Origin of the sequence: Paraburkholderia sp. SECH2 (genome assembly GCF_030464795.1) — a bacterium.
In the GTDB taxonomy this organism is placed as follows: Bacteria; Pseudomonadota; Gammaproteobacteria; order Burkholderiales; family Burkholderiaceae; genus Paraburkholderia; species Paraburkholderia aspalathi.
The window spans coordinates 182,961-209,656 of sequence record NZ_JALPRH010000002.1; the positions used below are offsets into that span (position 1 = coordinate 182,961).

Genomic DNA, 26,696 nt, shown 5'->3' on the forward strand with positions numbered 1-26,696 from the left:
CGGATGGCTAATCAATGCAGGGCATCGTGGACGACGGAGACCGGAGAAGCGCGAACGCCACGCCACGCCGCAGGCAATAAAAAACCCGCCGGAATGGGCGGGTTTTTCGAGCGACAACCGCAAATGCGCGATTATTTCAACGCGTCGAACGCGCGGTTGCGAATTTCGTCGACCGAGCCGAGGCCCGAAATGCGGCGATATTGCGGTGCCGTCAGCGAAGTCGCCGGGTCGCCGTTTTGCGCCCAGTTGTTGTAGTACTCAATCAGCGGCTTGGTTTGCGCAACGTACACGTCGAGGCGCTTCTTGACCGTTTCTTCCTTGTCGTCGTCGCGCTGGATCAGCGGTTCGCCCGTCACGTCGTCCACACCTTCAACCTTCGGCGGGTTGAACTTGACGTGGTACGTGCGTCCCGACGCGGCGTGCGAGCGGCGGCCGCTCATACGCACGATGATCTCTTCGAACGGCACGTCGATTTCCAGCACGTAGTCGATCGCGACGCCTGCCTGCTTCATAGCTTCCGCTTGCGGAATGGTGCGCGGAAAACCGTCGAACAGATAACCGTTCGCGCAATCCGGCTGCTGCAGGCGTTCCTTCACCAGATTGATGATCAGCTCGTCCGTGACCAGTTCGCCGGCATCCATAAAACGCTTGGCTTCAAGACCGAGCGGCGTGCCTGCCTTGACGGCGGCGCGCAGCATGTCACCGGTGGAAATTTGCGGAATGCCGAATTTTTCCTTGATGAAGTTTGCCTGAGTGCCCTTGCCCGCGCCGGGCGCACCCAAAAGGATCAAACGCATGTGATATCTCCAGATCTATGTGAATTCTTTGGTGACGCTGCAGCCATCCCGCGATTCGTCGAGGGACCCGCATCGGCTTCCGTTTCGCGTCTCGCGCTGCACGTCGAACACGACGGCGCTGCAAGACCACAACGATGCGACCGGGGCAAACCCTGACTCTCGCGTTAAAAGGGAGGCGCGCACAACCGTCCGATTATGCCATGGGTTTTTCCGCTCAAGCCCCGAATAAAGCCTGTACGCGCGCGAGATCGGCGGGCGTGTCGACGCCGGGCAGCGGCGCATTCTGCGTGACGAGCACGGCGATTCGCTCACCATGCCACATCGCGCGCAGTTGTTCGAGCGCTTCGACCTGCTCGATCGGCGAGATCGCGAGACCCGGATACGAGCGCAGGAATCCGGCGCGGTACGCGTACAGGCCGATATGCCGGTGGACGACTGCGGGGGCCGGCGGCGTGGGCATCGACGCGACGTCGGGCCAATGCGGCTGATACGCGTCGCGTGCCCACGGAATCGGCGCGCGCGAGAAATACAGCGCGACGCCGCGCGCATCGAGCACGACCTTGACGACGTTCGGATTGAAAATTTCCGCGGGGTCGGTGATCGGATGCCCGGCGGTGGCGATCGCGCAGCCAGGGCTCGAAGCCAGGTGCGACGCCACGCCGCACACGAGGGCCGGGTCGATCAGCGGCTCATCGCCCTGAACGTTCACCACGATCGTTTCGTCACTCCAGCCGAACTGGGCCGCTACTTCCGCGAGACGGTCGGTGCCCGACGGATGATCGGCGCGCGTCAGCACGGCTTCGAAACCGTGCTCGCGGGCGACATCCAGCACCGCTTGCGCGTCGGAGGCGATCAGCACCTGCTGCGCGCCCGATTCGCGTGCGCGTTCGGCGACCCGCACCACCATCGGCTTGCCGCCGATGTCGGCGAGCGGCTTGTTGGGCAGACGCGTCGAAGCGAGCCGGGCCGGCACGACGGCGATGAACGGGGGAGTGGTGGCGTTAGCGTTGGTCATCGGAAGGACGAGCGGCGATGAAACCGGAAGAAAGCGCTCGCAAGTGCAGGGCGGGCGCTGATGGGAAAGACTGCAAACAGGACGGCAAATGCGGCAATTGCGGACTAGACACGCGCGACGCGCTGAATGGTCTCGCGCCGCACCCGCCTCGCGTCGGGCAAAAGCTGATTCAGGCCACCGAGCCCGGATTCAGGTCGACCGGCGTGCCTTCCACGGTCTGGCGTGCTTCGTCGACCAGCATCACCGGAATGCCGTCGCGGATCGGATAGGCAAGTTTGTCCGCGTTGCAGATCAGTTCCTGCGCAGAACGGTCGTAGCTGAGCGGGCCCTTGCAGATCGGGCAGACGAGAATTTCAAGCAGGCGAGCGTCCACGGACTTTCTCCACAACTAATGCAATGAGGCGATGATCGAGCGCGGCTTCGACAGGGACAACCCAGATGCGCGCGTCGTGCCAGGACCCTAATTTTACCGCATCCTTTTCAGTTATCAGGATGGCGTCCGCGTCGACGTCCGCAAAAGGATTGCGTTCGAACGCGTAGTGATCCGGCAAGGCGCGGGTAGCGGGCGTGAGGCCGGCCGCGCGCAGCGTCGCGAAAAAACGCTCCGGCGCGCCGATGCCGGCCGCGGCCAGTACGCGCTCGCCGCTGAATTGCGCGAGCGGGCGGCGCAGAGCGGGGTTGTCGAGATGCCAGGCGTCGGCGGGCGCGAGTTGCAGCGCGAACGTGTTCGGCCAGGGAGGCAGCGTGCGGGCGTACGGGTCGTTGATCAGCGTCGCATCGCGATGGCGCGACAGCGGCTCGCGCAGCGGACCGGCCGGCAGCAGGAAACCATTGCCGCCGAGCCGGTGATCGAAGACCACCAATTCGGCGTCGCGTTCGAGGCGATAGTGCTGCAAGCCGTCGTCGCTGACGATCACGTCGATTTCGCGATGCGCGGCGCACAGCGCCTGCGCGGCCGCGACGCGATCAGGGCAGACCCACACCGGCGCGCCGGTGCGACGCGCGATCAGCAGCGGCTCGTCACCGCCGACGCTTGCCGCCGACGTCGCGAGAACCGCCGTCGGTCCTTTGACGCGCGCGCCATAGCCACGCGATACCACGCCGGGCTTAAAGCCGGCGGCGCGCAAGGCTTCGACCAGGGCGATGACGGTCGGCGTCTTGCCGGTGCCGCCAACGGTAACGTTGCCGACCACCACCACCGGCACGCCGATGCGCACGGATTTCAGCCAGCCGAACGAGAAAGCGGCGCGGCGCGCGGCGGCAATCGCGCCGAACACGCACGCGAAGGGCGTCAGCGCCCACGCAAGCGGTCCGCGCTGCTGCCACTCGCGCGCGAGGCGTGCTTCGAGACGGTCGCTCAGTCCGCTCATCGGCAAGCCGCAAGAGCAGGCGAAAGGGGCCGGGACGGCGGCATGGAAGCGCCAGGCGCAATACGCGGTGCAAGCATCAACGCGGTTCTCCGGACAATCGAAAAGTGAAGCGAAAAGGTCAGACAGTGGCTATATCCGATGCGCTCGCGCGGTGTGCCCGCAGTGTGCAGTCTATGGGCTGTAATGGCGAGCGCGGCGGACTTTCAACATGCTGTCGAACCCGCCACTCTAGCGCGCGCACGTCCCGCCCGGCAAGTCACGCACCTCGCGCCGCGCGGCAAGTGGCGGTTCCGGACGATGCCCACAGCCTGTGGATAACTTTGTGGAGAACCTGCCCGTCAACAGGCTGAGAGGGCCGCGCCGAGCGCTCCGTATCGGCAATCGTTCTCTTTAACGAGATGCAAAATCTATATAAATCAATGACATGCTTCCAATTCACGCGACCTGGCGGGCGATCTGGCGGCATTCGTCTAACGGCTCCCGACATGTGGACACTTTTAACAATTCGTCTGCTGTGCTGGACGCCGATGGCCACTCGGTCTATCGTCTGTCCGGCCAGTCACCGATATTCCTCGCATGAATCCCGAAAGCCCTTTTTCTTCGTCGGCCACGCCCGGCGGTGAAGTTGTCGTCCCCGTTTCCGCGCTCAACCGTGCCATTGGCACGATGCTCGAACGCTCGTTTCCGCTCGTCTGGGTGTCCGGGGAAGTGTCGAACTTCACGCGTGCCGCGAGCGGCCATTGGTATTTCTCGATCAAGGACGCGCAGGCGCAGATGCGCTGCGTGATGTTCCGCGGTCGCGCGCAATACGCCGAGTTCACGCCGCGCGAAGGCGATCGCATCGAAGTGCGCGCGCTGGTGACGATGTACGAACCGCGCGGCGAGCTGCAACTGAATGTGGAAGCGGTGCGCCGCACGGGGCAGGGGCGTCTTTACGAAGCCTTTCTCAGGCTGAAGGCGCAACTCGAAGCCGAGGGGCTCTTTGCCGCCGAACGCAAACGCGCCTTGCCGGCCCATCCACGGGCGATCGGTATCGTGACATCGTTACAGGCCGCCGCATTGCGTGACGTCCTGACCACCTTGTCGCGCCGCGCCCCGCATATTCCGGTGATCGTCTATCCGGCGCCGGTGCAGGGCGTGGGCGCCAGCGCCAAAGTAGCCGCGATGGTCGATGCGGCCAACTCGCGGCGCGAAGTCGATGTGCTGATCGTGTGCCGCGGCGGCGGCTCGATTGAAGACCTGTGGGCGTTCAACGAAGAAGTGCTGGCGCGCGCGATCGCCGAAAGCGCGATCCCGGTGGTGAGCGGCGTGGGTCACGAAACCGATTTCACGATCGCCGACTTCGCCGCCGACGTGCGCGCACCGACGCCCACCGGCGCCGCCGAACTCGTCAGCCCGCAGCGCGTGCTGTTGCTGCGCGAGCTCGATCATCGGCATGCGACGCTCGCCCGTGGCTTCGGCCGCATGATGGAGCGGCGCGCCCAACAACTCGACTGGCTCGCACGCCGGCTGGTGTCGCCGGCCGAGCGGCTCGCGCGGCAGCGCACGCATTTGCAGCAATTGAGCGTGCGGCTGGCATCGGCAGGCGCGCGCCCTGTGCGTGACGCCCGAGCGCGGTTTTCTCTGCTGCAGATGCGCTGGCAGCGCTGGCGGCCGGATCTCGCCGCGCATCAGGCAAAGCTCGGCATGCTCTCGCAGCGCCTGGACGCAGCATTGTTACGTCAGCATGAACGTCAGTCCGCGCGTATCGACACGCTGGCCGCCCGGCTCGAAGTACTGAGCCCGCAGCGCACACTGGAGCGTGGTTATGCTGCCGTGCTCGACGCGCAGAGCGGCCGCGCGGTGCGTGCGCCGTCGTCACTGAAGCCGGGGCGGCGCCTTACGGTACACCTCGCGGAAGGGGCGGCGGACATCGCCCTCGCCGACGTGCAACCGCGCCTGACCGACGGTTTCTGACACTTCGCCGATGGCGCGCCAAAGCGCATTTTTGACCGTCGCCGAGACCGGGCACACGCCGTGCGAAGGCACTAATTACGCTATGTATGCGGCATGTTCGCCGATGCCGGACATAAAGTCCGTTGGTTTGCGGGGTTATTCCAACTCGCCTACAATCGAGTGCTCTAAAGCCTTATCCGCAGCCTCCCCCACAACAGATACAGACACAAGGAAAGCACCATGGAACATACGCTCCCGCCGCTGCCGTTTGCAAAAAACGCACTCGTTCCGAACATGTCGGAAGAGACGCTCGAGTATCACTACGGCAAGCACCACCAGACCTATGTGACCAACCTGAACAATCTGATCAAGGGCACGGAGTTCGAGAACCTGTCGCTCGAAGAGATCGTCAAGAAGGCATCGGGCGGCATCTTTAACAACGCTGCTCAGGTGTGGAACCACACGTTTTTCTGGAACAGCCTGTCGCCGCAAGGTGGCGGTGCACCGACCGGCGCACTGGCTGACGCGATCAACGCCAAGTGGGGTTCGTTCGACAAGTTCAAGGAAGAATTCGCCAAGACCGCAGTCGGCACGTTCGGCTCGGGTTGGGCATGGCTGGTGAAGAAGGCTGACGGTTCGCTCGACCTGGTGTCGACGAGCAACGCAGCTACGCCGCTGACCACGGACGCGAAGGCACTGCTGACGATCGACGTGTGGGAACACGCGTACTACATCGACTACCGCAATGCGCGTCCGAAGTTCGTTGAAGCGTACTGGAACATCGTCAACTGGGCATTCGCGTCGAAGAACTTCGCGTAAGTTTGCCGGTTGCAGCGTGACAGGATAGTTCGGATATCCAATCAAATTGGAGATCCGAACAGATCGCTGCAATGATGTCTGGAAACGGTAGTAAAACAGAAAGCCCTCCTTCGTGAGGGCTTTCTGCTTTTTGGTTCTTCAGGTTTGCCGTCCGTCGCATTTGCGCGTCAAATCTTTCGTCATTCCTATCCATTGTTACTTACGGGTTACTGAATATTTCTTGCGGACGGCAAGCTTCGTCAGCGTTCCGCATTCAGGATGCGGTCTTGTCGAAAGCTCCTGGTCTTGCCATCGAAAGACTCGTCATCGTCTTCTCCATCAGCTGAACTGAGCGTGCACCGCCATGGCTATGCGCCGCGCGCTTGCCATGCTCGCTTACAGTTTCGAACCTTGAAAGCTTCCGTGAAGTTTCGCTCCCCGGCTGGAAGCGGTGTGACTGCATCGCCACATGTTTCTTGTGGTGAGCAATGGTAAACCTCGGTAAGGACTCGCTCGCTATCGTTCGCTGATGTTCGTTCCCCTTCGCGCCGCCTGTGGTTCGCCTCGCGCGACGGCATCACAAGGATGTGATGCGGACAGCGGTCCGGGTCGAAGTGACATCGGTGAAACAGCAGTCCTCCGGCGGGGCACGATGGAAATCACTCAGATTCTGGATCTCGCGACGGCACATCATCTCGCGGGTGAGTTCGGCCATGCCCGCGAGTTGTACGAACGTACGCTCGCGATCAACCCCGACGACGCGAACGTGATGTTCCGCCTCGGTGTGCTCGACATGCAAGGTGGCGCGTACGAGGCCGCACTTGCGTGGCTCGATGCGGCGCTGACTCGCGCACCGGAAAACGCGCGATATCACTTCGTTCGAGGACAAGTGTTTGCCGCCGCGCAACGATTTACCGAAGCGATCGACGCCTATCTGCAAGCACTGTCTTTCGAAGCCGGCTCCGCCGACGTGCTATTCGCCCTGGCGGCGGCGCTGCAAGCAGTCGGCGAATACGCTGCTGCGATTGAGATCTATACGTCGCTGCTGGCGCTTGAACCAGGGCACGTCGATGCGCTCAACAACCTCGGCAACTGCCACCGGCAACAGGGCGACCTGCATGCCGCGGAAGCCGCATACCGCCGCGCGATCGCAGCGCAACCCGAAGACGCCAACGCACTCACGAATCTCGGCACACTCCTCGAGGCGCAAGGCCGTCTGGACGAAGCCGTGATGCAACTCGAGGCAGCGGTGCGCGTGGCACCCGACTCGCCCTGCAGCCTGGTGAATCTCGGCGTCGCGCTTCACCGGCGCGGCGAGTTCGTACGATCCGCTGCGTTGCTGACGCACGCGCTCGAGTTAGACCCCGTCTTCCCCGAAGCAGCGTACAACCTGGCCAATGCGCTGCATGCGCTCGGTAGGCGGAGCGAAGCGGTAAGCCACTATCAGCGGGCGATCGGGCAAGCGCCGGCACACGCCGATGCCTACAACAACCTGGGTATCGTCCTGCAAGAGTCGGGCTCGCACGAGGACGCCGCGCAAGCGTTTAGCACGGCGATCCGCCTGCGCCCGGGTTTCGTTGCCGCGCTCAACAATGCGGCGACCCTGATGCGTACGCTCGGCCGCATCGCCGAGGCGGAATCTCATTTGCGCGAAGCGCTCAGCGTGGACCCGCATCATTCGGTCACGCACAACAATCTCGGCAACGTGCTGAAGGACCAGGGTCGCCTCGACGACGGCATCGATTGCTATCGTCGGGCGCTCACGTGCGATCCCTACAATGTCGTCGCGCACAGCAATCTGGTCTACGCATTGAGCTTCCAGGCCGAGCATCCTCAGCCGCTACTGGACGAAAGCCGTCGATGGTCGGCGCGGCACGAGGCACCGTATCGCGGCACCCACGAGCCGCATCCGAACGATGCGACGCCGTCCCGCCGCTTGCGCATCGGCTACGTGTCGCCGGACTTCCGCGATCATTGCCAGACGCTGTTCACGCTTCCGCTTCTCTCGCATCACGATCACGAACAGTTCGAAGTCTTCTGTTACGCGAGCGTCACCCGGCCGGACGATCTGACGCAGCGCGTAGCCTCTTATGCCGATGTTTGGCGCGACGTACGCGCACTCACCGACGAGCAGCTCGCACAGATGATCCGCGACGACCGGATCGACATTCTGATCGACCTGACCATGCATATGGCGGATGGCCGTCCGCTGCTGTTTGCGCGCAAACCCACGCCGGTGCAGATCGCCTGGCTCGCCTATCCGGGCACGACCGGCATCGATGCGATCGACTACCGGTTCACCGACCCGTGGCTCGACCCGGTCGGCAGCGATGCCTGGTATAGCGAAGTTTCCATCCGTCTGCGGGACTCTTTCTGGTGCTATGACGCGTTGACGGATACGCCTGAGGTCAATGCGTTGCCTGCGCTATCGAACGGCTATCCGACGTTCGGTTGCCTGAACAACCCGTGCAAGCTGCGAGATGCGACCTTCAGACTGTGGGGCGACGTGATGCGCGAAGTGGCGGACGCCAGGCTGCTATTGATGGCCCCGAACGGCGCGGCCCGTGCGCTTCTACTCGAGCGTTTGGGACATCATGGGATCGCGGAGGAGCGGGTCTCCTTTACGCCGTTCCGCCCGCGCGCGGACTATCTGCGGACGTATCACCAGATCGACGTCGGGCTCGATACGTTTCCGTATAACGGCCATACGACGAGCCTCGACTCGTACTGGATGGGAGTGCCGGTCGTCACGCGGGTCGGCAGCACGTCAGTGGGGCGCGCGGGACTGAGCCAACTGGAGAATCTGGGTCTGCGCGATCTCGCCGCGGACAGCGACGCACAGTTTGTCGAGACCGCCGTCCAGCTGGTACGCGATCTGCCGCGCCTGAGCGCGATGCGTGGCAGCCTGCGGGCACGGCTCGCGGCATCGCCGTTGATGGACGGCGCGCGCTTTGCGCGCCATGTCGAGGCCGCTTACCGCCACGTCTGGGGAACGTGGTGCAGGCAGGGGCAACGGAGCACGCCGGCGAGGCGCGACAGCGCTACAGCTGGAGGTATGACGATGCCAGGTGAAGCCTTCGGAGGGCGCGCAACGCGTGTTTCTCCGGCAGTTACGAGGTAACGGGGAGAGATAGTCGTCGGGTTGGCACCTGCGAGGCCGGTCGGGAGTGCAAGCTTTGTCACAGATAGTAACTGCGGCGAGGTCAGGTGGACCCTTGTTCCGCGCCGATTCAGACCCTGCGGGCGTCCGATCAAGGCTGCGTCGACGCACCCCCGGCCGTATCTGAATCCGCCGACATCTGCCGATGCCGATGACCGCGTCCGCCGCCGCTGGGCGACGCCGAACTCGCAGGCGCGGGAGGTGGCGGCGGGTGATTGATGTACTGAAAATTCTGCGCGATCGAGGCGCTGGGAAAGGTCGTTGTCGACGGTTCGATCGCGCTGCTCGGCAATGTCGTGTTCGACTGCGCGAAAACGGGCGATATGCAGGCGGCAGAAGCCACCGCCGCCAGAAAAACAAGCCGGTTCATCGAGTCATCCTCTGATTCATTGCCTACTATTACCGCAAGCCAGTTTAGGCCGCGCCCTGCGAAAACAGATTGCGGCTTCGCTTACAAGCATTGCCCGATATGACGTGGCTGCGCGGGCCTTTCAGGCTGTGAGACCATGCGGCGCGAACGCGCGCGAGAATGTAAGCGAAAAACTTTCTGTAACGATCTCGTAACCAAGCGCGATACCGATTGGCATAACGTTTGAATTCCAATGTCATTGAAGCGCACGAACATGATCTCCAGCACCAAGTCGATTAGCCTCGCCATACCGGCCGCCGTCGTTGCGCTCGCGCTCGGCGGTTGCGCGGTCATGCCGCCGAGCGGTCCAAGCGTGGTCGCGCTGCCGCGCAGCGGCGAGCCGCTCGGGCAGTTCCAGCAGGACGACTATGCATGCCGCGACTATGCGAACCGTTCGACGGACCCGAACGCGGCCGCCCAGGCGGCGACCACCAACAGCGTGAACAGCGCCGCGCTGGGCACGCTCGGCGGCGCGGCGGTCGGCGCACTGATCGGCGCGGCGGCGGGCAATGCGGGCGCGGGCGCAGCGATCGGCGCGGGCAGCGGCTTGCTGATCGGCGGCGCGAACGGCGCGAATGGCGCGCAGTATTCCGCGGCGGGCCTGCAAGCGCGCTACGACGCCTCCTACGCGCAGTGCATGACCTCGAAGGGCAACACGATCTCGCAGCCACCGCAACCCGCCTACTACGCGCCGCAGCCGGCCTATTACGCACCTCAGCCCTACTACTATGCTCCGCCGCCGCGGTATGTCGCGCCGCCTCCGGTGATGTACGCGCCTTACCCGTATTACTGAAACTGAGGTCGATCGGAAACCTCGCTTCGCCGAAACACACCGTTTGCGCCAGGGGGCAGGCAAGCTTGTTGCTGTAAAGCTTTTGTCATCTCTGGCGGAAAGACACGAAACGATGGCGGCAGGCCGCCCGGCAAAGGGCGTACGTTTGGATAGAGGGCCAGGGACGCCGGTTGTCTGACGGTTCCGCACAGCCCGCACACTCCACTCCATCCCTGCCGGCCCCCGCCGTTTCTGACTCCGCCGTTCGACGCAGCCCGACGCACGGAGTGAGCCGGACATCGTGCAAACGAGGCGACCATGCAGCGACCGCAAACCGGCACGTTCAATCCGAGAATGTGGTCCCGCGTGTGCGAGCGGCTGGCGATTGCACTCGTCGCCGGCTGCTTCCTTTCTTGCGGCGGCGGCTCGGGTGGCTCATCGGGTACGGGTTCAGGTTCGTCCGCCGGCGGCGGCACCACCGGCAGCGGCTCGTCGACCGGCAGCGGCGGTACCGGCTCGACCAGTTCGGGTGGCACGTCGATGGGCACGACAGCCTTCGCCACCGACGTGCTGATGCATCACAACGATCTCGCCCGCACGGGCCAGATGCTCGCCGAGACCACGCTGACGCTCGCGAACGTCAATTCAACGAGCTTCGGCAAAGTCGCGTTTCTCGCCGCGGACGGCAAAGTCGATGCGCAGCCGCTGTTCGTCACCAGTCTGCCGATTGCCGGCACCGCACACGATGTGGTCTACGTCGCCACCGAACACGATAGCGTGTACGCGTACGACGCCACCACCTTCGCGCAATTGTGGAAGGTCTCGTTGGTCGGCAGCGGCGAGACACCCAGTGACGATCACGGTTGCCAGGACATCACGCCGGAAATCGGCATTACGTCGACGCCGGTGATCGATCGCAATCGCGGCGCGAATGGCGTGCTGTATGCCGTGGCGATGACCAAGGACGGCAGCGGTGGGTACCATCATCGGCTGCATGCGCTCGATCTGACCACGGGGGCAGAAGTGCTCGGCGGCCCGACGGAGATTGCGGCGAGCTTCCCCGGTAGCGGCGCGGGGAGCGTCAACGGCACCATCACCTTCAATCCATCGCTGCATACCGTGCGCGCGGCGCTCACGCTGGTCGGCGGCAACGTCTATATGGGCTGGACCGCGCACTGCATGTCAGGCGCTTACACCGGCTGGTTGATGGCCTATAGCGCCGACACGTTGAAGCAGACCAGCGTGTTCGACGTCGCGCCGAACGGTAGCCAGGGATCGATCTGGATGGCCGGCTCAGGCATGGCCTCGGACGGCACCTCGATTTACGTCGTCGACGGCAACGGCACGTTCGGCACCACGCTGAATGCGCAGGGCTTTCCGGTTGACGGCGACTTCGGAAACTCGCTGATGAAGCTGTCCTTAGGAAACCTGCAGGTCACCGATTACTTCGCCATGAGTAACGTCGTGGCCGAGGCAAATGCCGACAACGATTTCGGTTCGGGCGGCGTGATGCTGTTGCCGGATCAGACGACCGCGGGCGGCGTTGTCAAACACCTGGCGGTGGCGGCGGGCAAGGACAATCTGATCTACGTGGTCGATCGCGATTCGATGGGTAAATTCAGTCCCACGGCGAACAATAACTGGCAGGTGCTGACCGGCACGCTCGCGGGCGGCATCTGGGGCTCGCCGGCTTATTACAACGGTGTGGTCTATTACGGCGGCTGGAACGATAACCTGAAGGCGCTGCCGATCTCCGGTGCATTTCTCGCGACCACCGCATCGTCAAAGAGTCCAACCACGTTTGCCTATCCCGGCGCGACACCGGCCGTGTCGGCCAATGGCTCGAGCAACGGCATCGTCTGGGTGGCGGAAAACGGCACGACGGGCGCCCTGCATGCGTACAACGCAAGTAACCTCGCGAGCGAGCTGTACAACAGCAATCAGGCCGGCACGCGCGATCAATGGGGCGCGGGCAACAAGTTCATCACGCCGATGATCGCGCGCGGCAAAGTGTTTGTGGGCACGACGAATGGGGTGGCGGTGTTTGGTTTGTTGTAGGTGTTGCGAACTGGAAATGGAAAAGCCCCTGCTCGTTGCGAGCAGGGGCTTTTTGTTTGCGACGGAGTTTGCGTTGTTGCGGCATTCACATTGCTATCGGTGTACCGGAGGAAATCCGGTGCACGTCACGCAAAGTGAGACGCTTATTCCGCCTCGCTCGTTGCCGCTGCCTTACGCGGACGGCGACTGCGTGGGGCGGTTTTGCGCGCTGCCTTTTTGGCGGCCACGGGCGCTTTTTCTTCGGTGACAGACGCTGCCGGCGCTTCAGCAGGCGCCGCGATCTCCGGGACCTCATCGATCTTTCGCGGTGTTGCCTTCTTCGTTTTCTTCGCGGCTGTCTTGCGCGGTGCGCGTTCCTTGCGGCGCTTAGGTTGGGCGGTGCCCGCTTCCGGTGTTTCTTCTGCGGCTACTGCGACCGGTTCAGTTGCAAAGGCCTCCGGTTGTGCCCAGGTGGCTTCCGGCTGTTCGAAAACGGATTCACTGGCCGACGGCGCGTGCGTGTGTCCCGTGTCAGTTTGAGCCTGTGCATGACGGCTGTGGTCAACCGCCACACGCTCTTCCTGCGCGCTTTCCTGCTGGCCACGGCCGGGCTTGCGATTGCCACGGCCTCGGCGGCGCGACTCGTGCTTGCCGCCCGACTCGGCGACCACGGTTTCGGCAACCTGTGCTTCAACGATTTGCTCTGCCGAATCACTCGTTTCGGCCGGCTCGTTCACGTTTTCGGCGCCCGCATTTCCAGCCGCGCCCCGATAGACGTAGGCGCCTGACTTCTCATCGCGGCCAAATTCGAGCAGCCCGCGTGCATGCGCTTCTTCCAGCAGATTGCCGAACGCACGAAAGCCGTAGTACGTCTCGTTGAAATCCGGCTTGCGGCGCTTGATCGCGTTCTTCAGTACCGATGCCCAGATCTTGCCGCTGTCGCCACGTTCGGAGGCGAGCGCGTCGAACGTCTGCACGGCGATCTCCACCGCTTTGGTGCGGCGTTTTTCGAGGTCCTCCTTGCTGCGCGACTTTTCTTCGTCGGGCGTACGTTTGGCTGTCTGCTGCGCGGTCTGTTGCGGGCGCGACGACTCGCGCTTGGCGACCGTGCGCTGACTTTCGCGCACGAGGTCGTCGTAAAAGAAGAATTCGTCGCAGTTCGCGATCAGCAGATCGGAGGTGGATTGCTGCACGCCGACACCGATCACCTGCTTGTTGTTCTCGCGCAGCTTCGACACCAACGGCGAAAAATCCGAGTCGCCACTGATGATGACAAAGGTATTGACGTGCGATTTCGTGTAGCAGAGGTCGAGCGCGTCGACCACGAGCCGGATGTCGGCGGAATTCTTGCCCGATTGGCGCACGTGCGGAATCTCGATCAACTCGAAATTGGCCTCGTGCATCGCGCCTTTGAAACTCTTGTAGCGGTCCCAGTCGCAATACGCTTTCTTCACGACAATGCTGCCCTTGAGCAGCAGACGTTCGAGCACCAGCTTGATGTCGAACTTGTCGTACTTCGCGTCGCGCACGCCGAGCGCAACGTTTTCGAAGTCGCAGAATAGCGCCATGCTGACGGTTTCGTTGGATGACGCCATGAATATCTCCATTGAAGCGATCGTCGAATTCGACGAATCGCGACCATGATAGCGATTCCAGCGGAGGTGATCAGCTTTTGTGTTTCAGGCGCACCGATAGGAACGGCAAAAACCGTCCGGGGCGAGGGCGTTTCTGGCGGTGCGGCCGTGCCGCGCTACATGTCACGGTGACGAGCCGAGTCGCCTGGATTGCCGAGCGCCGCGCGTGTTTCCAGCACCTCGTCGACGAGGCCGTAATCCTTCGCGCCTTGAGCCGACATGAAGTTGTCACGGTCGGTGTCGCGCACGATCTCCTCGATGCTGCGCCCGGTGCGCTCGGCCATCATCGCGTTGAGACGTTCGCGCAGGTAGAGCACCTCTTTCGCCTGGATCTCGACGTCGGCAGCGGTGCCCTGGCTGCCGCCCGACGGCTGGTGAATCATGATGCGCGCGTTCGGCAGCGCGTACCGCTTGCCGCGCTGGCCGGCGGTCAGCAAAAACGTGCCCATGCTGGCGGCAAAGCCGGTGCACAAGGTCGACACCTCGGGCTTGATGAATTGCATCGTGTCATAGATGGCGAGGCCGTCATACACCGAGCCGCCCGGCGAATTGATGTAAAAAGAAATATCCTTGTCGGGATTCTCGGATTCCAGAAACAGCAATTGAGCGACGATCACACTGGCTGACTGTTCGTTCACCGGACCGACCAGAAAGACGATGCGCTCGCGCAGCAGACGCGAATAGATGTCATAGGCGCGCTCGCCGCGGCCGGATTGCTCGATCACGGTGGGCACGAGGCCGAGGCCGGTGATGGACGGATAGCTGGAATGCATGTTTGCCTCGTTTCAGGTGGCGCGTTGCCGGTAGCCGGGAGCGGTGGCCGATTCGAACAACCTCGAACAACCACGCGCCCATTGCACGGGTTGTTGTCCTTATGACGAGAGGAAGGGCGGCGGCGTGACAGGAATATTTTTTCGGTGGGCTGTCACATCGGCGGGAGCCCGGGCGTCAAGGTAAAAAGGATGCAGATCAGGAGGTTCAGGCATGACGGAACAAGGAATCGACAAGGCATCCAGCTTCGAGGCCGTGCGTGCCCGCCTGCTAGCGCTGGCGTACCGCATGCTCGGCAGCCGCGCCGAAGCGGAAGACGTGGTGCAGGACGTCTGGCTTAAGTGGCATCTCGCCGATACGCAAGAGGTGCAGACACCGGCCGCCTGGCTCACCACGATCACCACGCGCGCGGCGATTGACCGGCTGCGTCACGTGCAGCGCGAACGCGCGTCACAGGCTGCCGGCTGGCTGCCGGAGCCCTGGCTCGACGAGGTGGCGCCGTCGGCGGAGGAATTGGCCTTGCGTGCAGCGGAGATGTCGTACGGCGTGATGCTTCTGCTCGAGCGTCTGAAGCCGGATGAGCGGGCGGCATTCGTGCTGCACGAAGCGTTCGATTGCGACTACGCGGCGATTGCGAAAATCCTCGACCGCACGCCGGCCAGTTGCCGGCAGATTGTCCATCGGGCCAAGGCGCGGTTGCAGCGTGCGGGCGCGCCGCTGGAACGACCGGATCCCGCCGCGCATGCACGGATCGTGGAACGCTTGCGCACCGCGCTGGAGGCGCAGGATCGGGCGGCCTTGTTACGCCTCTTTAGCGATGCGCCGGAAGTCGTCAGCGACGCGCCGGTGTGCACGCAGGAACTGGGGCCAGTGGCCTGGATGGAGACGGTGACAGCGCTCGCGCATCAGGCGAGCCATGCAGAGGTGGTGTCGGTCGAAGGCGCAATGTGTATTGCGTTGCTCTTCGACGGCGAGGTTGCGGGGGTGATCGACGTGTCCACGCTAAATCAGGCGGACGGCTCGACGAAGATCGTCGCGTTGCGCGCCGTCACCAGCGCGGCGCGGTTGCAGGCGGCTAACCGCTTGCTGGGCCGCGCGGCTGTCATGAAGCTCCTCGCGCGGATCCAGCGGAACGCCCTTGCCTCAATTACGATGCGCAGCGACTTCCCAGTTGATGTCAACGCATAGCACCTGGGTGCCGTGCGGCGTATGCGCGGCGATCGAGGCCGTTACGCACAGGTGTGCTTCGTTGATCGAGAGGTAGGGCGGCGTGAGGTGCACCTGGCCTGGCACGCGCATGGCCTGAATGAAGTACGGCCGGCGTTCCCAGCTCGCGCCTTCCGAATGCAGCAATGGCCGGAAGCGCTTGGCGCGTTGCGAAGCGCGTCCCGCCGGCAGCACGTTGTCGCCGATCTGCCGGCCCGAACCGTCCAGCACAAAACAGCGTGCCGTTTCGCCGAGCGTGAGCAGCGTCGCGGTCGCCTGGGTTACCGATTCCCCGGCCACGAGTTGGGCAGCCGCCGTTTCCAGCGCCGTGACATAGGGTGCGAGCCGTGCTGACTGTGCGCGTTCGCGTGTGGCAACCCGTTCGCGTAGTGCCGCGGAGAGCGAGTCCATCAGGCCGGCCGCCGCTTGCGGTTTGACCGGCTCGACGCTCGGGCCCGCGAAGTACGCGCCCTGCACGAAGTCGACGTTGCATTCGAGTGCGATCAGCGCATCGCGCTCGGTGCTTAGGCCGCCCATCAGCACCAGTTGGCCGGATTCGTGTAGCAGCGAAACGAGGCCCGGCAGCACGCGTTCGATATGCGAGTGTTCGCTCGCTTGCGCGAGAATGCAGCGGTCGAGCGTGACGATGTCCGGACGCAGATTCCACACGCGGTCGATGTTCGAATGTTTGGCGCCAAAGCCGTCCAGCGCGATCAGGAAGCCGGACTTGCGCAGCGCGTCGATGATTTCGGCGAAGCGCGTGGTTTCACCGCCGGCCTGTTCGGATACTTCCAGCACCACCCGCTGCGGCGGCAAGCCCAGCGCCTTGAGGCCGGCGAGCAGTGCGTCGCCGTAACTGGTGTCCATCAGTGCGGCCGGGTGCAGGCTCAGAAAAAGCCATTCGTCGTGGCTGTCGAATGCGTTGAAGTTGCCCAGATGCAGCGATTCGGCGAGCCGCCCGAGTTCCAGCAGGTCGCCGCGCCGTGCCGCCTGCGTGAAAACCTCGTGTGACGGCACCTGCAGCGCATGTTCGTCGTGTGCGCGCAGCGAAGCGTGATAACCGATCGCACGCCGGTGCGACACCGAAAAAACCGGCTGGAACACGCTGAAAACCGTGTAGCCGCCGTACAGAACGGTGCGCCGGGAGCCTTCGTCGCCCGCCATCGGGCGCGGCGGCTGGAAGCCGGGAGGATCGAGTTCGATCATGCTCATCATGTCAGTCGTGTGGAAGTGGCGGCGCGCTTCTCATGCTCGGCACGAGTGGGCACGCGCAAAAATGTGAGTTTACAGGGTAGGCGAGCAAGAACTATGCGCGTGCGGAAACACTCTGCGCGCGCCCGCTTGCCGCTGTCAGTACGGCGATTGTGCGCTAGCGCGGGCGCGAACGCGATGATTCGCACTTCGGTGGTGCGGCCCGCGCCCCTTTGCGGGTCGGCGACGGGGCGCGGCGGGTAGCGGCGGTTAGGGGCAACGCCACCGCAGCCTGGCGCAAAACTCAGGTCCGTTCCGAAGGATCGGTCTTTTTCGCGGGCGTGCGGATGTCCGGCGACAGTTGCGCGAAGATCCACGACGAGCCGGCGGTGATGATGCCGACACACAGGAACGTCGCATGGAAAGCGGGCAGCGAGTTGGCGGCCGTCACGCGCGGCAGGAGGCCGGTGAAGGTCGCGAGCAACGCGCCGGCAACGGTCACGCCGAGACTCATCGACAGCATCTGCACGAGCGAGAACAGGCTGTTGCCGCTGCTCGCGCCGCCGGTGCCGAGATCCTTGAGCGTCAGTGTGTTCATCGCGGTGAACTGCATCGAGTTGACCGCGCCGAAGAATGCCAGTTGCACGAGCCGCAGCCACAGCGGCTGGCTGGCTGAAGTGAGCGCGAAGCTTGCCATGGTCAGGCCCACCAGCACCGTATTGACGATCAGCACGCGCCGGTAGCTGTATTTGACAATCAGTGTGGTGACGAGGCGCTTAGCCGCCATGCCCGCAGCCGCCACCGGCAGCATCATCATGCCGGCTTCGAAGGCGCTATAGCCGAGACTCACCTGCAGGAGCAGAGGAATCAGATAAGGCATCGCGCCGCTGCCGATCCGCGCGAACAGATTGCCGAGCAACCCGACGCTGAAGGTGTGGATCTTGAACAGGTCGAGCGGGAAGATCGGTGCGGGCTCGCGTACGGCGTGCAAACCGTAGGCGACAAAGCAGGCGAGGCTCAGGATTAGCAGCACCAACACTGTGGCGTGCTGGATGCCGAACTCTGTGCGGCCGTCGAGCGCGAATGAGATTGCCACCATGCCGAAAATCAGCAGCAGATAGCCCTTCAGATCGAACTTGCCGGTATGCTCGTTGCGGCTATCCGGCATGAAGATGAAGGTGGCGATGCAACCCACGATCCCCACTGGCACGTTGATCAGAAAGATCCAGTGCCACGAAGCGATCTTCACGAGCCAGCCGCCGAGCGTCGGGCCGATCAGCGGTCCGATCAGTCCTGGAATCGCCACGAACGACAAAGCCGGCAAATAGCGTTCAGCCGGGAAGGTACGCAGCACCGCGAGCCGCCCGACCGGCAGCAGCATCGCGCCGCCCACGCCTTGCACGATGCGGTAGATCACCAGCTGATTCAGGGTATGCGCGTTGGCGCACAGCAGCGAGCCGACTGCGAACACGAGGATCGCGCTGAAGAACACGCGCCGCGTGCCGAGTTTGTCGGCGAGCCAGCCGGACACCGGGATCATCACCGCCATTGTCAGCGAGTACGCGATCACCACCGATTGCATGCGCAACGGCAACTCGCCGAGGCTTGTCGCCATCGCGGGGAGCGCGGTGTTGACGATCGTGGAGTCGAGCGTCTGCATGAAGAAGCCGGTGGCGACGAGCCACAGCATCACGGTGAGCGAGCGGGCCGAGGGGCCTGAAGTGGCGGCGGGGGCTGAGGCGGGCAGGGTCGGCGGCGTGGACATGGAAGGCGGCTAGGCGCGCAGGGACGGGCTGGGACTCGCTATTCTAGGGAAAAGCGTGGCCCGGCGCAGCGGATATGCGCTCAGCGCGAAGACAAGATGATGAGGTCAGTCCGAGGGAGGCAACGCCACAGCAGCACGGAAAAATGCCTGGGCGCGCGGGTCATTGCCGAACGCGGCGTGAATCCTGGTCCACGGGCTCATTTCCATGTTCGGCCGGAAATAGCTGCCAGGCGCCACGGTCACGCCGAGCGGTGCGCCGCATGCCACCAGCCGTTCGGCGTTACCGACGTGCGGCACGCGCGCCCACACGAACTTGCCGCCGACAGGCTTTTCGAACAGCTCCCAGCCGGCGTCTTCGAGTGTTTGAATGGTTGAGCCGAGCGCGTCGCGCATGCGGCGGCGTAGCCGTTCCAGATACTTGCGGTACGCGCCGCGCTCCAGCAACGTAGCGGCGACCGCTTCGGCAAAGCGTGAACCGCCGATGCTCGTCAGCATCTTGATGTCGACGAGATCCTTGATGATTGCGTGGCTCGCTACCACGCAGCCGATCCGCAACGACGACGACAGCGTCTTCGACAAGCCACCCACGTAAATCACGTGTTCGAGCTGGTCGAGGGTGGCGAGACGATCGGTGACGTCGGACTGGAAGTCGGCGTAGATGTCGTCTTCAATGATCGTGAAACCGTGTTCGCGCGCCAGTTGCAGCAGCCGGAATGCCACCGGCGGCGCGACCGTGGTGCCGGTCGGATTGTGGAACACCGTGTTGATGAACATCAGCTTCGGCCGATTCACTTGCAACTGCGCCTGCAGCACATCGAGATCGGGACCGTTGCGGGTGCGCGGGATGCCGATCAGCTTCACGCCGTGCAGCTTCAGCAGACCGTTCAGGTTGTAGTAGCCGGGGTCCTCCACGAATATCGTGTCCCCGGCTTTGAGCATGTAGCGCATCAGCAGATCGAGTGCCTGGCTCGCGCCATTGGTGATCAGAATCTGCGAGGCGTCCGCCTGAATCCCCAATTGAGCAATACGACCTTGCAGATGTTCACGCAAGGTCAGATTGCCGAGCGGGAGCGCGTAATCGACCATGCTCGCGCTATCGGTGCGCGACACGTGGCGGATCGCTTGCGCGAGGCTCTCCGTGTCGCGCCACGCATCAGGGATGAAGCCGCTGCCAAGCTTGAGCGTCTCACTCTGGTAGTTGAACTGCTGGAGGATGTGCCCCGATTCGTCCTCGGCGCGGCGCGGGTCCGAGGTGCCCTGGCATTGCGCGCTTGGCGGCTGGCGGTCGGCGACATAGAAGCCCGAGCCGTGCCGCGAGTCGACGTAGCCGAGCGACACCAGCCGGTCGTAAGCCTCGATCACGGGAAACCGGCTCACGCCGTAGTCGGCGGCGAACTGGCGGATCGACGGCAGCTTGGAGCCGGGGTGAGCGGTGCGCGAACGAATCCAGGCGGTGACGCCCGTGACGATCTGTTCGGTGAGTGGTACGCCGGTTTCCCGATTGAGTTGGATTTCGAGTTTCATACGGTGCTTTTCCTTCGCCGGGCAACCAGGGTGTCGGCGCGCCGAGCTTTCGGTACGGCGTGCGCTGCACGTGCCTATGAAGCGCGATTGCCGTCAACTGTCCGTTTTTTCGACTGAACAGTTCCGATGAAAGTGTTCGGAACTGTGCATGGGTATCTGATGATCGCACGTCAATAATCAATACAACAGGAAAGTTCTTTGAAGGAGAACAGTGATGCGTGAAGTCCGGATTTTCGAAATGGAACATGACGAGCCTGCGGCGGCCTGGCGTGTCGCGCGTCCGTCGGTCTTCAAGGTGATCTCGGGTGAGATCTGGTTGACGGTCGAAGGCGAAAACGGCGATCACTGGCTGGCAACGGGGCAATCGATCGAGTTGCCGCGCGGTGCGCTGGCGTGGGTCAGCGCAGGGCGGGCCGGTGCGCGTTTCGCGCTGGCTAGCGGGTCGGAGCGCGCTGTAACACGGCCGTTGAGCGGTTCGCCGATGCTGAACTGGCTGCCGCGCTGGTTCGGTGTGGCGTGACGGAGTGAGGTGGCTGCGGCAATTGCTTCAGCCGCTGTAACGACTGCGGCTGATGCGGCCACGAATGTGCACCGCGTCTGCTGCGCGGCCGGTTAAGGCCGCGCCTCAATCTCCCCGATATAGCGCGCGCGTGGCCGGATCAACCGGCCGTCGCGCGTTTGCTCCATTGCGTGAGCAATCCAGCCGACCACCCTGCCGACCGCGAACAGCGTGAACGCGGCGCCGGCCGGCAGGCCGAGTACCCGTTCGATGCCCACGAGCGCGAAGTCGACGGTCGGCTCCGCGCCGGTCGTCTCGCGCACCGTGCGCGCGATTGCCTGCAGTTCGCCTAGCGGCGAACGGGCCGGCGCGCAGTCAGCGAGCATCTCGAGCAGTAGACGCGCGCGCGGATCGCCGCCCGGATAAAGCGGATGACCGAAGCCCGACAACACCGGCCCAAGCGTGCCGTGCTCATGGCGGGCGAGCCGGTTCGCCAGATAGCGGTCGAGATCGGGTGCGCGTGACGCTTCATCGAGCAGCGCGGCGATCCGCACCGTTTCGCCACCATGTCGCGGGCCGGCCAATGCGGCCAGACCGCCGGCCACGGCGCCGAACATATGTGTTCCCGTCGACGTGATGCAGCGAACCGTGAAAGTCGACGCATTCAGTTCATGATCCGCGCAGGCCACCAACGCCGCGCGCAGCAGCCCCGCCTGCTGACGGTTGCGTATGTTCCACGCCGACGCCAATTGCTTGTGCAGCGGTTCGTTCGACGGCGCCGCCGAGACCATCGCGGCGGCCAGCAAGCGCATGACCGCGCAGGCGGTATCGAGTTGCGCGTCGCGGCCGAGCGCCCATACCCGCGGCATTTGCGCGGCGGCGGCCGGCAGCAGCACGAGCGCGCGGTCGAGCGGCGTGCTGTCGCTCCAGAGCTTGAGCCACGCGGCCCACTGCGCGGCGGCGAAGGGGACGGCCGGTGCATCGGCGATACGCCTCGCACTGCATTCCCACAACAACGCCGCGATATCCTCGAGGGATGCCGTGCGCGCCAGTTCCATGGCGTCGTGCCCGCGATACAGCAGGCGGCCGTCGGCCACCAGCGTGATCGACGATTCGAGCACCGGCACGCCCCAGTCAAGCACCTTTTGCGCGACCTTGCCGGCGCGCTTGCCGTCTTCCTTGCGTCGGGCGAGCCGCCGCACTTCGCCGGCGTCGTAGAGCCGGTGCTTGCCTTGCGCATCCGGCGATGAGCTCAGCATGCCGCGGCTGACATACGCATACAGCGTAGGCAGGCTGATGCCGAGCGTAGCGGCGGCTTCGGCGGCGGTGAGGGAATTGGTGGGCGGCATGGAAACGCGTAGAAACCGAAGAAATCAATATATATTGATTATCATAATCAAGATTGATTGCAGCAAGGCGAAATTCTAGACTCGATTCACTTTCTTCCTGTCCCAACTCGAACGAGATGAACGATATGAGCACCATGACGCCTGAACTCGCACTCAAACATATCTGGATGACCGCGCAATGCGACCCGACTGCGCTGCGCTCCGTCTCGCTTCCCGGCACCGACCCAGGCTTGCCGTCGGTCTATCGGGTCGGCGCGTTGGCGCAGGCGACCATCGCCGCGAGCGGCCTTGCAGCTGCCGAATACCATCGCTTGCGCACGGGGCGCCGGCAACACGTCACCGTAGAGATGCGGCGCGCGCTGGCCTCGTTTCGCAGCGAGCGCTATCTGCGTATCGACGACGGTCCGCCACCCGCTTTGCGCGATCCGGTGATGGGTTTCTACGCGACGCGCGACGGCCGCTGGATTCAACTGCACACAAACTTTCCGCATCATCTCGAAGGCGTGCTGAAGGTGCTCGGCTGCGCGAACGATCGCGCGGCGGTGGCCGAGGCGATTCGCGGCTGGGATGGCGCGACGCTTGACCAGACGCTCGCCGACGCCGGTTTGTGCGCGGCATTGATTCGCACGCCCGACGAGTGGGCTGCGCTCGATCAGGCGAAAGCGATTGCGGGGCTGCCCTTGTTCGAGATCGAGCGCATTGGCGATGCGCCGGTCGAGCCGCCGCGCGAGGCAGGCGCGGAGCGGCCGCTGGCGGGCGTGCGGGTGCTGGATTTGTCGCGCATCATTGCGGGGCCGGTGGCGGGACGCGCGCTCGCGCAGCATGGCGCCGAGGTCTTGATGGTCAACGGTCCGCACTTGCCGAACATTGCGCCGCTGGTGATCGACAATGGGCGCGGCAAGCGCTCGGCTGTGATCGATTTGCGCGATGCAACTGGCCGGGAAACGTTAAATGGCCTCGTTAGCGACGCCGACGTGTTTTTGCAGGCGTATCGGCCAGGGGCGCTCACGGCGCGCGGGTTCGGTCCCGAGGAACTGGCGCGAGTGCGGCCGGGGATCGTCTATGTCTCGGTTTGCGCTTATGGGCACAAAGGACCATGGGCTGCGCGGCGCGGCTTCGATAGTCTGGTGCAGTCCGCGAGTGGAATTGCTTTTACGGAGCGCGAGGCGGCGGGATGGGACGAGCCGAAGCATCTGCCTTGTCAGGCGTTGGATCACGCGACGGGATATCTGGCTGCGTTCGGCGCAATGGCCGCATTGGCGCGGCGAGCCACCGAAGGCGGAAGCTGGCACGTGAGGGTGTCGCTCGCGCAGACCGGACGGTGGTTGCAATCCTTCGGATTGCTTCCCGACGGCTGGAAGGCGCCCGACGTTTCGATCGACGATGTGCGGGATTGTCTGGGAACCGTGCAGTCGGCGTTCGGGCGAGTGCTGGGCGTTCTACCGGCTGAGCGTCTTGAGGAGACGCCTGCGCGCTTTGACTTGCCGCCGGCTCGGATAGGGGCGCATGAGGCGAAATGGGCGTGAAGGCGTTGCGATTGCCCCGAAGGACAAACGCCGCGCTTACTTTCTCAACTCCGCCACGAAATCATAGTAATCGTTGCGGCAGTAGGTATCGGTCAGCTCGATCGCCCGCTGATCCGCCGTGTACCCGACGCGCGTGATCAGCAACAGCGCCTCGTTAGGGGCAATGCTCATCTGCTGCGCGATCTCGTCGTTCGCGTTCACCGCGCGAAAATGCTGCAGCGCGCGCACAATCGTCAGTCCGCGATTTTCCAGGTACGTGTACAACGAATCGCCAATTGCCTGAGGATCGGGAATCACCGCGGCAGGGAAGGTGGAATTCTCCACCGCCATCACGATGCCGTCCGCGAGACGCAAACGGCGCAGCCGGGTTACGGCTGCCGCCGGCGACAAGCCCAGTTGAATCACCTCATCGCGGTTAGCGGGCGAAATTTCTCGCGACAACCACTTCGAACTCGGCGTAAAACCGCGTCGCCGCAGCATTTCGCTGAAACTCGACAGCCGCGATAGCGGATCTTCATAGCGCGGCGTGATGAAGCTGCCCGCGCCTTGAGTGCGGCGGATCAATCCCTGTTCGACCAGCAGGGCAATGGCTTTGCGCGAGGTGATCCGCGATACGCCGAGCGCTTCGGACAGCACGCGCTCGGAGGGCAGCGCTTCGCCCGCGTTCCAACGGTTTTCGTGAATCGCACTGCCGAGCTTGCGAGCGAGTTGCAGATACAGCGGCGTGTCGTTTTCCGGGTCCGGGCGCAGGTCGCGCCAGCGGTCTTCCGAGGCAGAGGTCATGGGGCTCACGCAAGAAGGGCAAGCGGCAATTCTAAGACATCGGCGCGCTCCGTTATAGCGGGCTTTTGCCTGGTGCCCGATCCGATGCTCGTGCAACCGCTAAACTCGTCCCTACGATTTGCGTATCATGCGCCGCGGATTCGCCTGCGCCGCCGCATCGACATGAACGCGTTGCCCTATGTTTAGCCACTTCGAGGAGAAAGCATGACGACCGATATCGCAAGCGTGAGCCTGCCCGACGGCGAGCGTATTCCGAAACTGGGGCAGGGCACCTGGGAGATGGGTGAACAGCCGGCGCGGCGTGCCTCGGAACTCGCCGCGCTGCGCTGCGGCATCGAATTGGGCATGACGCTGATCGACACGGCGGAAATGTACGGCGACGGCGCCACGGAATCGCTTCTCGGCGAAGCGCTGGCGGGGCTGCGCGATCAGGTCTTTCTCGTCAGCAAGGTGTATCCGCATAACGCCAGCCGGCGCGGCGTGATCGCGGCCTGCGAGCAGAGCCTCAAGCGCCTGAAAACCGATCGGCTCGATCTGTATCTGCTGCATTGGCGCGGCTCGGTGCCGCTTGCGGAAACCGTCCAGGCATTCGAGGCATTACGCAGCGCGGGCAAGATTCGCCACTGGGGCGTCAGCAACTTTGATACCGACGATATGGAAGAGCTCGTCGCCACGCCGGGCGGCGAGGCGTGCGCGACCAATCAGATTCTCTACAATGTTGCGCGCCGTGGGCCGGAATTCGACCTGTTGCCGTGGCTTGCCGCGCGCAACATGCCGGGGATGGCATACAGTCCGGTCGATCATGCGCGCCTGCCGAAACGCTCGCCGCTCGACGATATTGCCGACGCACGCGGCGTCTCGGTGTTTCAGGTGGCGCTTGCGTGGGTCTTGCAAAAGCCCGGCGTGTTCGCAATTCCGAAAGCGGGCCGCGTCGAGCATGTGCGCGACAACTATCGGGCGTCGCAACTACAACTCGACGCGCACGAACTCGCTGCCATCGACACTTACTTCAAACCGCCGCGCAGCAAGCGGCCACTCGAAATGCTGTGAGCGCAGTAGCGGCCGTCAGCGAACTGCAGCCGGCCATGGAGGCGGCACTTATGGCGCTGCGGCTCGCTGCGCGGGCGTCATCAATTGCAACTGTGGTGCATGTGCACGGAACCCAGAACGGCGACTTCAGCGGGCGTGTGCTTGAGCGAGTCTTCGTTGACCTGGGCGGCGTCGGCAATGAATTCGTCGACGATCGACGACACCTGCGTATTGCGCAGACACAGCGAGACACGCTGCGTTTCGTTGGGCGGCAGCGACGCGCGCTGACCGAGGAACAGCACGCCGTACTGATAGCCGTGGATGATGCCGCGGATCGCGCCGACGCATTGACCTTGCGCGACGTTATCGTTTTTTAGCTTGCAGGTTTGCGCGAGCGAATAGGCGGAGAAGGTGGGATCGACCGGCGGGGCGGCTTGCGACAGGGTTTGCGGCTGCGGCTGAGCCGACGTAGCCGGTGTTTGCGCCGAAGTTTGCGCATTAGCGAGCGATGCGAGGCCCAGAGCGGCGACCATCAGCAGGCCGGTGGCCGTGCGCGCCATGGTGTGGGGGACGTTTCGTTGCATGTTGTGGTGCCCTCATATCGAACGTTGAATCTGATATGAGGCAATCGCTTCGGTTTGGTTCCGGTCACGCGCGACACGATCGATTGTTTTAGTTTTAAACGTGTGCAAGAGCGGAACTGCCTGTCAGCGTTTCGAGGCCTTGCGTGCTGTTTTGCCGGGCCGCCTGCGGGTGTTGCCAACATCGACCGGCTTCGGGCGGTGACGCTCGACCGGGGGATCGAGACATCACCGCCGCTGCCGGGGGACTGCGAACGGCATACGCATGTCGTTAGCGACGGGTAGGGCGCGGGGGCCCCCTACCCGGGAAACAGGCGACTGTCAGTGCCCGTTTCCTCCGCCATTGCCACCATTGCCGCCGCCACCCTTGCCTCCGTGACCGCCGCCGGAGCCTCCGCCAAAGCCGCCGCCGAACCCGCCACCGAAGCCTCCGCCAAAACCACCACCGGGGCCGCCTTTACCACCGCCGAACCCGCCGCCGGGGCCGCCACCGCAACCGCAGCCGCCGCTCCCGCTGCTGCCGCCACTGCTTCCGCCACCGCCGC

Annotated in this window: 23 protein-coding genes; 10 read left to right on the forward strand and 13 right to left on the reverse strand. The window is 63.8% G+C overall.

All coding sequences use genetic code 11. The annotated features are described in order from the left end of the window. Nucleotides 1-131: 131 nt before the first annotated feature. From adk to lpxK, 4 genes are all read right to left on the reverse strand, one after another. Nucleotides 132-797: an adenylate kinase gene (adk, locus tag M0D66_RS05195; RefSeq protein ID WP_054034304.1), complete on the reverse strand. Its 666-nt coding sequence runs from the start codon at nucleotides 795-797 to the stop codon at nucleotides 132-134. 214 nt (nucleotides 798-1,011) lie between these two features. Further along, on the reverse strand, nucleotides 1,012-1,812 hold the full coding sequence (gene kdsB / locus M0D66_RS05200; protein ID WP_211705866.1) for a 3-deoxy-manno-octulosonate cytidylyltransferase: 801 nt from the start codon (nucleotides 1,810-1,812) through the stop codon (nucleotides 1,012-1,014). 169 nt (nucleotides 1,813-1,981) lie between these two features. After that, nucleotides 1,982-2,185, reverse strand: coding sequence for a Trm112 family protein (locus M0D66_RS05205; RefSeq protein ID WP_006050060.1), 204 nt, complete (start codon nucleotides 2,183-2,185; stop codon nucleotides 1,982-1,984). Next, nucleotides 2,166-3,182: a tetraacyldisaccharide 4'-kinase gene (gene lpxK, locus M0D66_RS05210; RefSeq protein ID WP_256455494.1), complete on the reverse strand. Its 1,017-nt coding sequence runs from the start codon at nucleotides 3,180-3,182 to the stop codon at nucleotides 2,166-2,168. Before lpxK ends, M0D66_RS05205 begins: the two co-directional genes overlap by 20 nt. A 576-nt stretch (nucleotides 3,183-3,758) precedes the next feature. On the opposite strand from lpxK, the gene xseA reads away from it, so the two are divergent. From xseA to M0D66_RS05225, 3 genes are all read left to right on the forward strand, one after another. Beyond that, nucleotides 3,759-5,138 (forward strand): exodeoxyribonuclease VII large subunit, encoded by a 1,380-nt coding sequence (gene xseA, locus M0D66_RS05215; protein WP_266209226.1) that lies wholly within the window; start codon nucleotides 3,759-3,761, stop codon nucleotides 5,136-5,138. 219 nt (nucleotides 5,139-5,357) lie between these two features. Beyond that, on the forward strand, nucleotides 5,358-5,936 hold the full coding sequence (locus M0D66_RS05220) for a superoxide dismutase (protein ID WP_120289858.1): 579 nt from the start codon (nucleotides 5,358-5,360) through the stop codon (nucleotides 5,934-5,936). 631 nt (nucleotides 5,937-6,567) lie between these two features. Beyond that, entirely contained in the window at nucleotides 6,568-9,036 is a 2,469-nt protein-coding gene (locus M0D66_RS05225; protein WP_266209227.1) for a glycosyltransferase family 41 protein, read from the forward strand. A gap of 130 nt (nucleotides 9,037-9,166) precedes the next feature. Here M0D66_RS05225 and M0D66_RS05230 read toward each other — a convergent pair whose 3' ends face one another. Next, nucleotides 9,167-9,445 (reverse strand): hypothetical protein, encoded by a 279-nt coding sequence (locus M0D66_RS05230; RefSeq protein ID WP_200618252.1) that lies wholly within the window; start codon nucleotides 9,443-9,445, stop codon nucleotides 9,167-9,169. A gap of 253 nt (nucleotides 9,446-9,698) precedes the next feature. Here M0D66_RS05230 and M0D66_RS05235 point away from each other — a divergent pair, with 253 nt between their 5' ends. Beyond that, nucleotides 9,699-10,277, forward strand: a complete 579-nt coding sequence (locus M0D66_RS05235) for a glycine zipper family protein (RefSeq protein ID WP_093635762.1) — start codon at nucleotides 9,699-9,701, stop codon at nucleotides 10,275-10,277. A gap of 333 nt (nucleotides 10,278-10,610) precedes the next feature. Beyond that, nucleotides 10,611-12,314: a PQQ-binding-like beta-propeller repeat protein gene (locus M0D66_RS05240; protein ID WP_234487519.1), complete on the forward strand. Its 1,704-nt coding sequence runs from the start codon at nucleotides 10,611-10,613 to the stop codon at nucleotides 12,312-12,314. A 143-nt stretch (nucleotides 12,315-12,457) separates the two neighbouring features. On the opposite strand, the gene M0D66_RS05245 is transcribed toward M0D66_RS05240, so the two are convergent. Further along, nucleotides 12,458-13,888, reverse strand: coding sequence for an NYN domain-containing protein (locus tag M0D66_RS05245; protein WP_266209228.1), 1,431 nt, complete (start codon nucleotides 13,886-13,888; stop codon nucleotides 12,458-12,460). A gap of 155 nt (nucleotides 13,889-14,043) precedes the next feature. Next, complete coding sequence (clpP, locus tag M0D66_RS05250) at nucleotides 14,044-14,700, reverse strand: ATP-dependent Clp endopeptidase proteolytic subunit ClpP (RefSeq protein ID WP_200618256.1); 657 nt, start codon at nucleotides 14,698-14,700, stop codon at nucleotides 14,044-14,046. A gap of 211 nt (nucleotides 14,701-14,911) precedes the next feature. On the opposite strand from clpP, the gene M0D66_RS05255 reads away from it, so the two are divergent. Then, entirely contained in the window at nucleotides 14,912-15,886 is a 975-nt protein-coding gene (locus M0D66_RS05255) for a sigma-70 family RNA polymerase sigma factor (protein ID WP_266209229.1), read from the forward strand. Here the strand turns inward: M0D66_RS05255 and M0D66_RS05260 are convergent. The 3 genes from M0D66_RS05260 to M0D66_RS05270 all read right to left on the reverse strand — a co-directional run bounded on the left by M0D66_RS05260 (nucleotide 15,842) and on the right by M0D66_RS05270 (nucleotide 20,384). Then, entirely contained in the window at nucleotides 15,842-17,116 is a 1,275-nt protein-coding gene (locus tag M0D66_RS05260) for an EAL domain-containing protein (protein WP_093635764.1), read from the reverse strand. The genes M0D66_RS05255 and M0D66_RS05260 overlap by 45 nt on opposite strands. 283 nt (nucleotides 17,117-17,399) lie before the next feature. Then, the gene (gene mdtD / locus M0D66_RS05265) at nucleotides 17,400-18,860 is read right to left on the reverse strand and encodes a multidrug transporter subunit MdtD (protein WP_093635734.1); all 1,461 of its coding nucleotides are present in this window, start codon (nucleotides 18,858-18,860) and stop codon (nucleotides 17,400-17,402) included. Nucleotides 18,861-18,965: 105 nt separating this feature from the next. Beyond that, complete coding sequence (locus tag M0D66_RS05270) at nucleotides 18,966-20,384, reverse strand: PLP-dependent aminotransferase family protein (protein ID WP_093635736.1); 1,419 nt, start codon at nucleotides 20,382-20,384, stop codon at nucleotides 18,966-18,968. Between the two features lie 214 nt (nucleotides 20,385-20,598). Here M0D66_RS05270 and M0D66_RS05275 point away from each other — a divergent pair, with 214 nt between their 5' ends. Beyond that, nucleotides 20,599-20,904 carry a DUF2917 domain-containing protein gene (locus M0D66_RS05275; RefSeq protein WP_054043580.1) on the forward strand — a complete coding sequence of 102 codons (306 nt, stop codon included), beginning with the start codon at nucleotides 20,599-20,601 and terminating at the stop codon, nucleotides 20,902-20,904. A 92-nt stretch (nucleotides 20,905-20,996) separates the two neighbouring features. Here the strand turns inward: M0D66_RS05275 and M0D66_RS05280 are convergent, their stop codons facing one another. Further along, the gene (locus M0D66_RS05280; RefSeq protein ID WP_266209233.1) at nucleotides 20,997-22,232 is read right to left on the reverse strand and encodes a citrate/2-methylcitrate synthase; all 1,236 of its coding nucleotides are present in this window, start codon (nucleotides 22,230-22,232) and stop codon (nucleotides 20,997-20,999) included. A gap of 134 nt (nucleotides 22,233-22,366) precedes the next feature. On the opposite strand from M0D66_RS05280, the gene M0D66_RS05285 reads away from it, so the two are divergent. Continuing rightward, on the forward strand, nucleotides 22,367-23,758 hold the full coding sequence (locus M0D66_RS05285; RefSeq protein WP_266210423.1) for a CoA transferase: 1,392 nt from the start codon (nucleotides 22,367-22,369) through the stop codon (nucleotides 23,756-23,758). Nucleotides 23,759-23,794: 36 nt separating this feature from the next. On the opposite strand, the gene M0D66_RS05290 is transcribed toward M0D66_RS05285, so the two are convergent. Then, a complete protein-coding gene (locus M0D66_RS05290) occupies nucleotides 23,795-24,541 on the reverse strand; it encodes a GntR family transcriptional regulator (protein ID WP_093635740.1) in 747 nt (248 codons plus the stop codon). Between the two features lie 204 nt (nucleotides 24,542-24,745). Here M0D66_RS05290 and M0D66_RS05295 point away from each other — a divergent pair, with 204 nt between their 5' ends. Next, nucleotides 24,746-25,591, forward strand: a complete 846-nt coding sequence (locus M0D66_RS05295) for an aldo/keto reductase (RefSeq protein ID WP_200617993.1) — start codon at nucleotides 24,746-24,748, stop codon at nucleotides 25,589-25,591. Between the two features lie 80 nt (nucleotides 25,592-25,671). Here M0D66_RS05295 and M0D66_RS05300 read toward each other — a convergent pair whose 3' ends face one another. Further along, complete coding sequence (locus M0D66_RS05300) at nucleotides 25,672-26,154, reverse strand: hypothetical protein (RefSeq protein ID WP_266209236.1); 483 nt, start codon at nucleotides 26,152-26,154, stop codon at nucleotides 25,672-25,674. A 321-nt stretch (nucleotides 26,155-26,475) separates the two neighbouring features. Between M0D66_RS05300 and M0D66_RS05305 the strand changes: the two genes are divergently transcribed. Continuing rightward, on the forward strand, nucleotides 26,476-26,696 hold a 221-nt coding region (locus M0D66_RS05305), incomplete at its 3' end, for a hypothetical protein (RefSeq protein ID WP_301772801.1).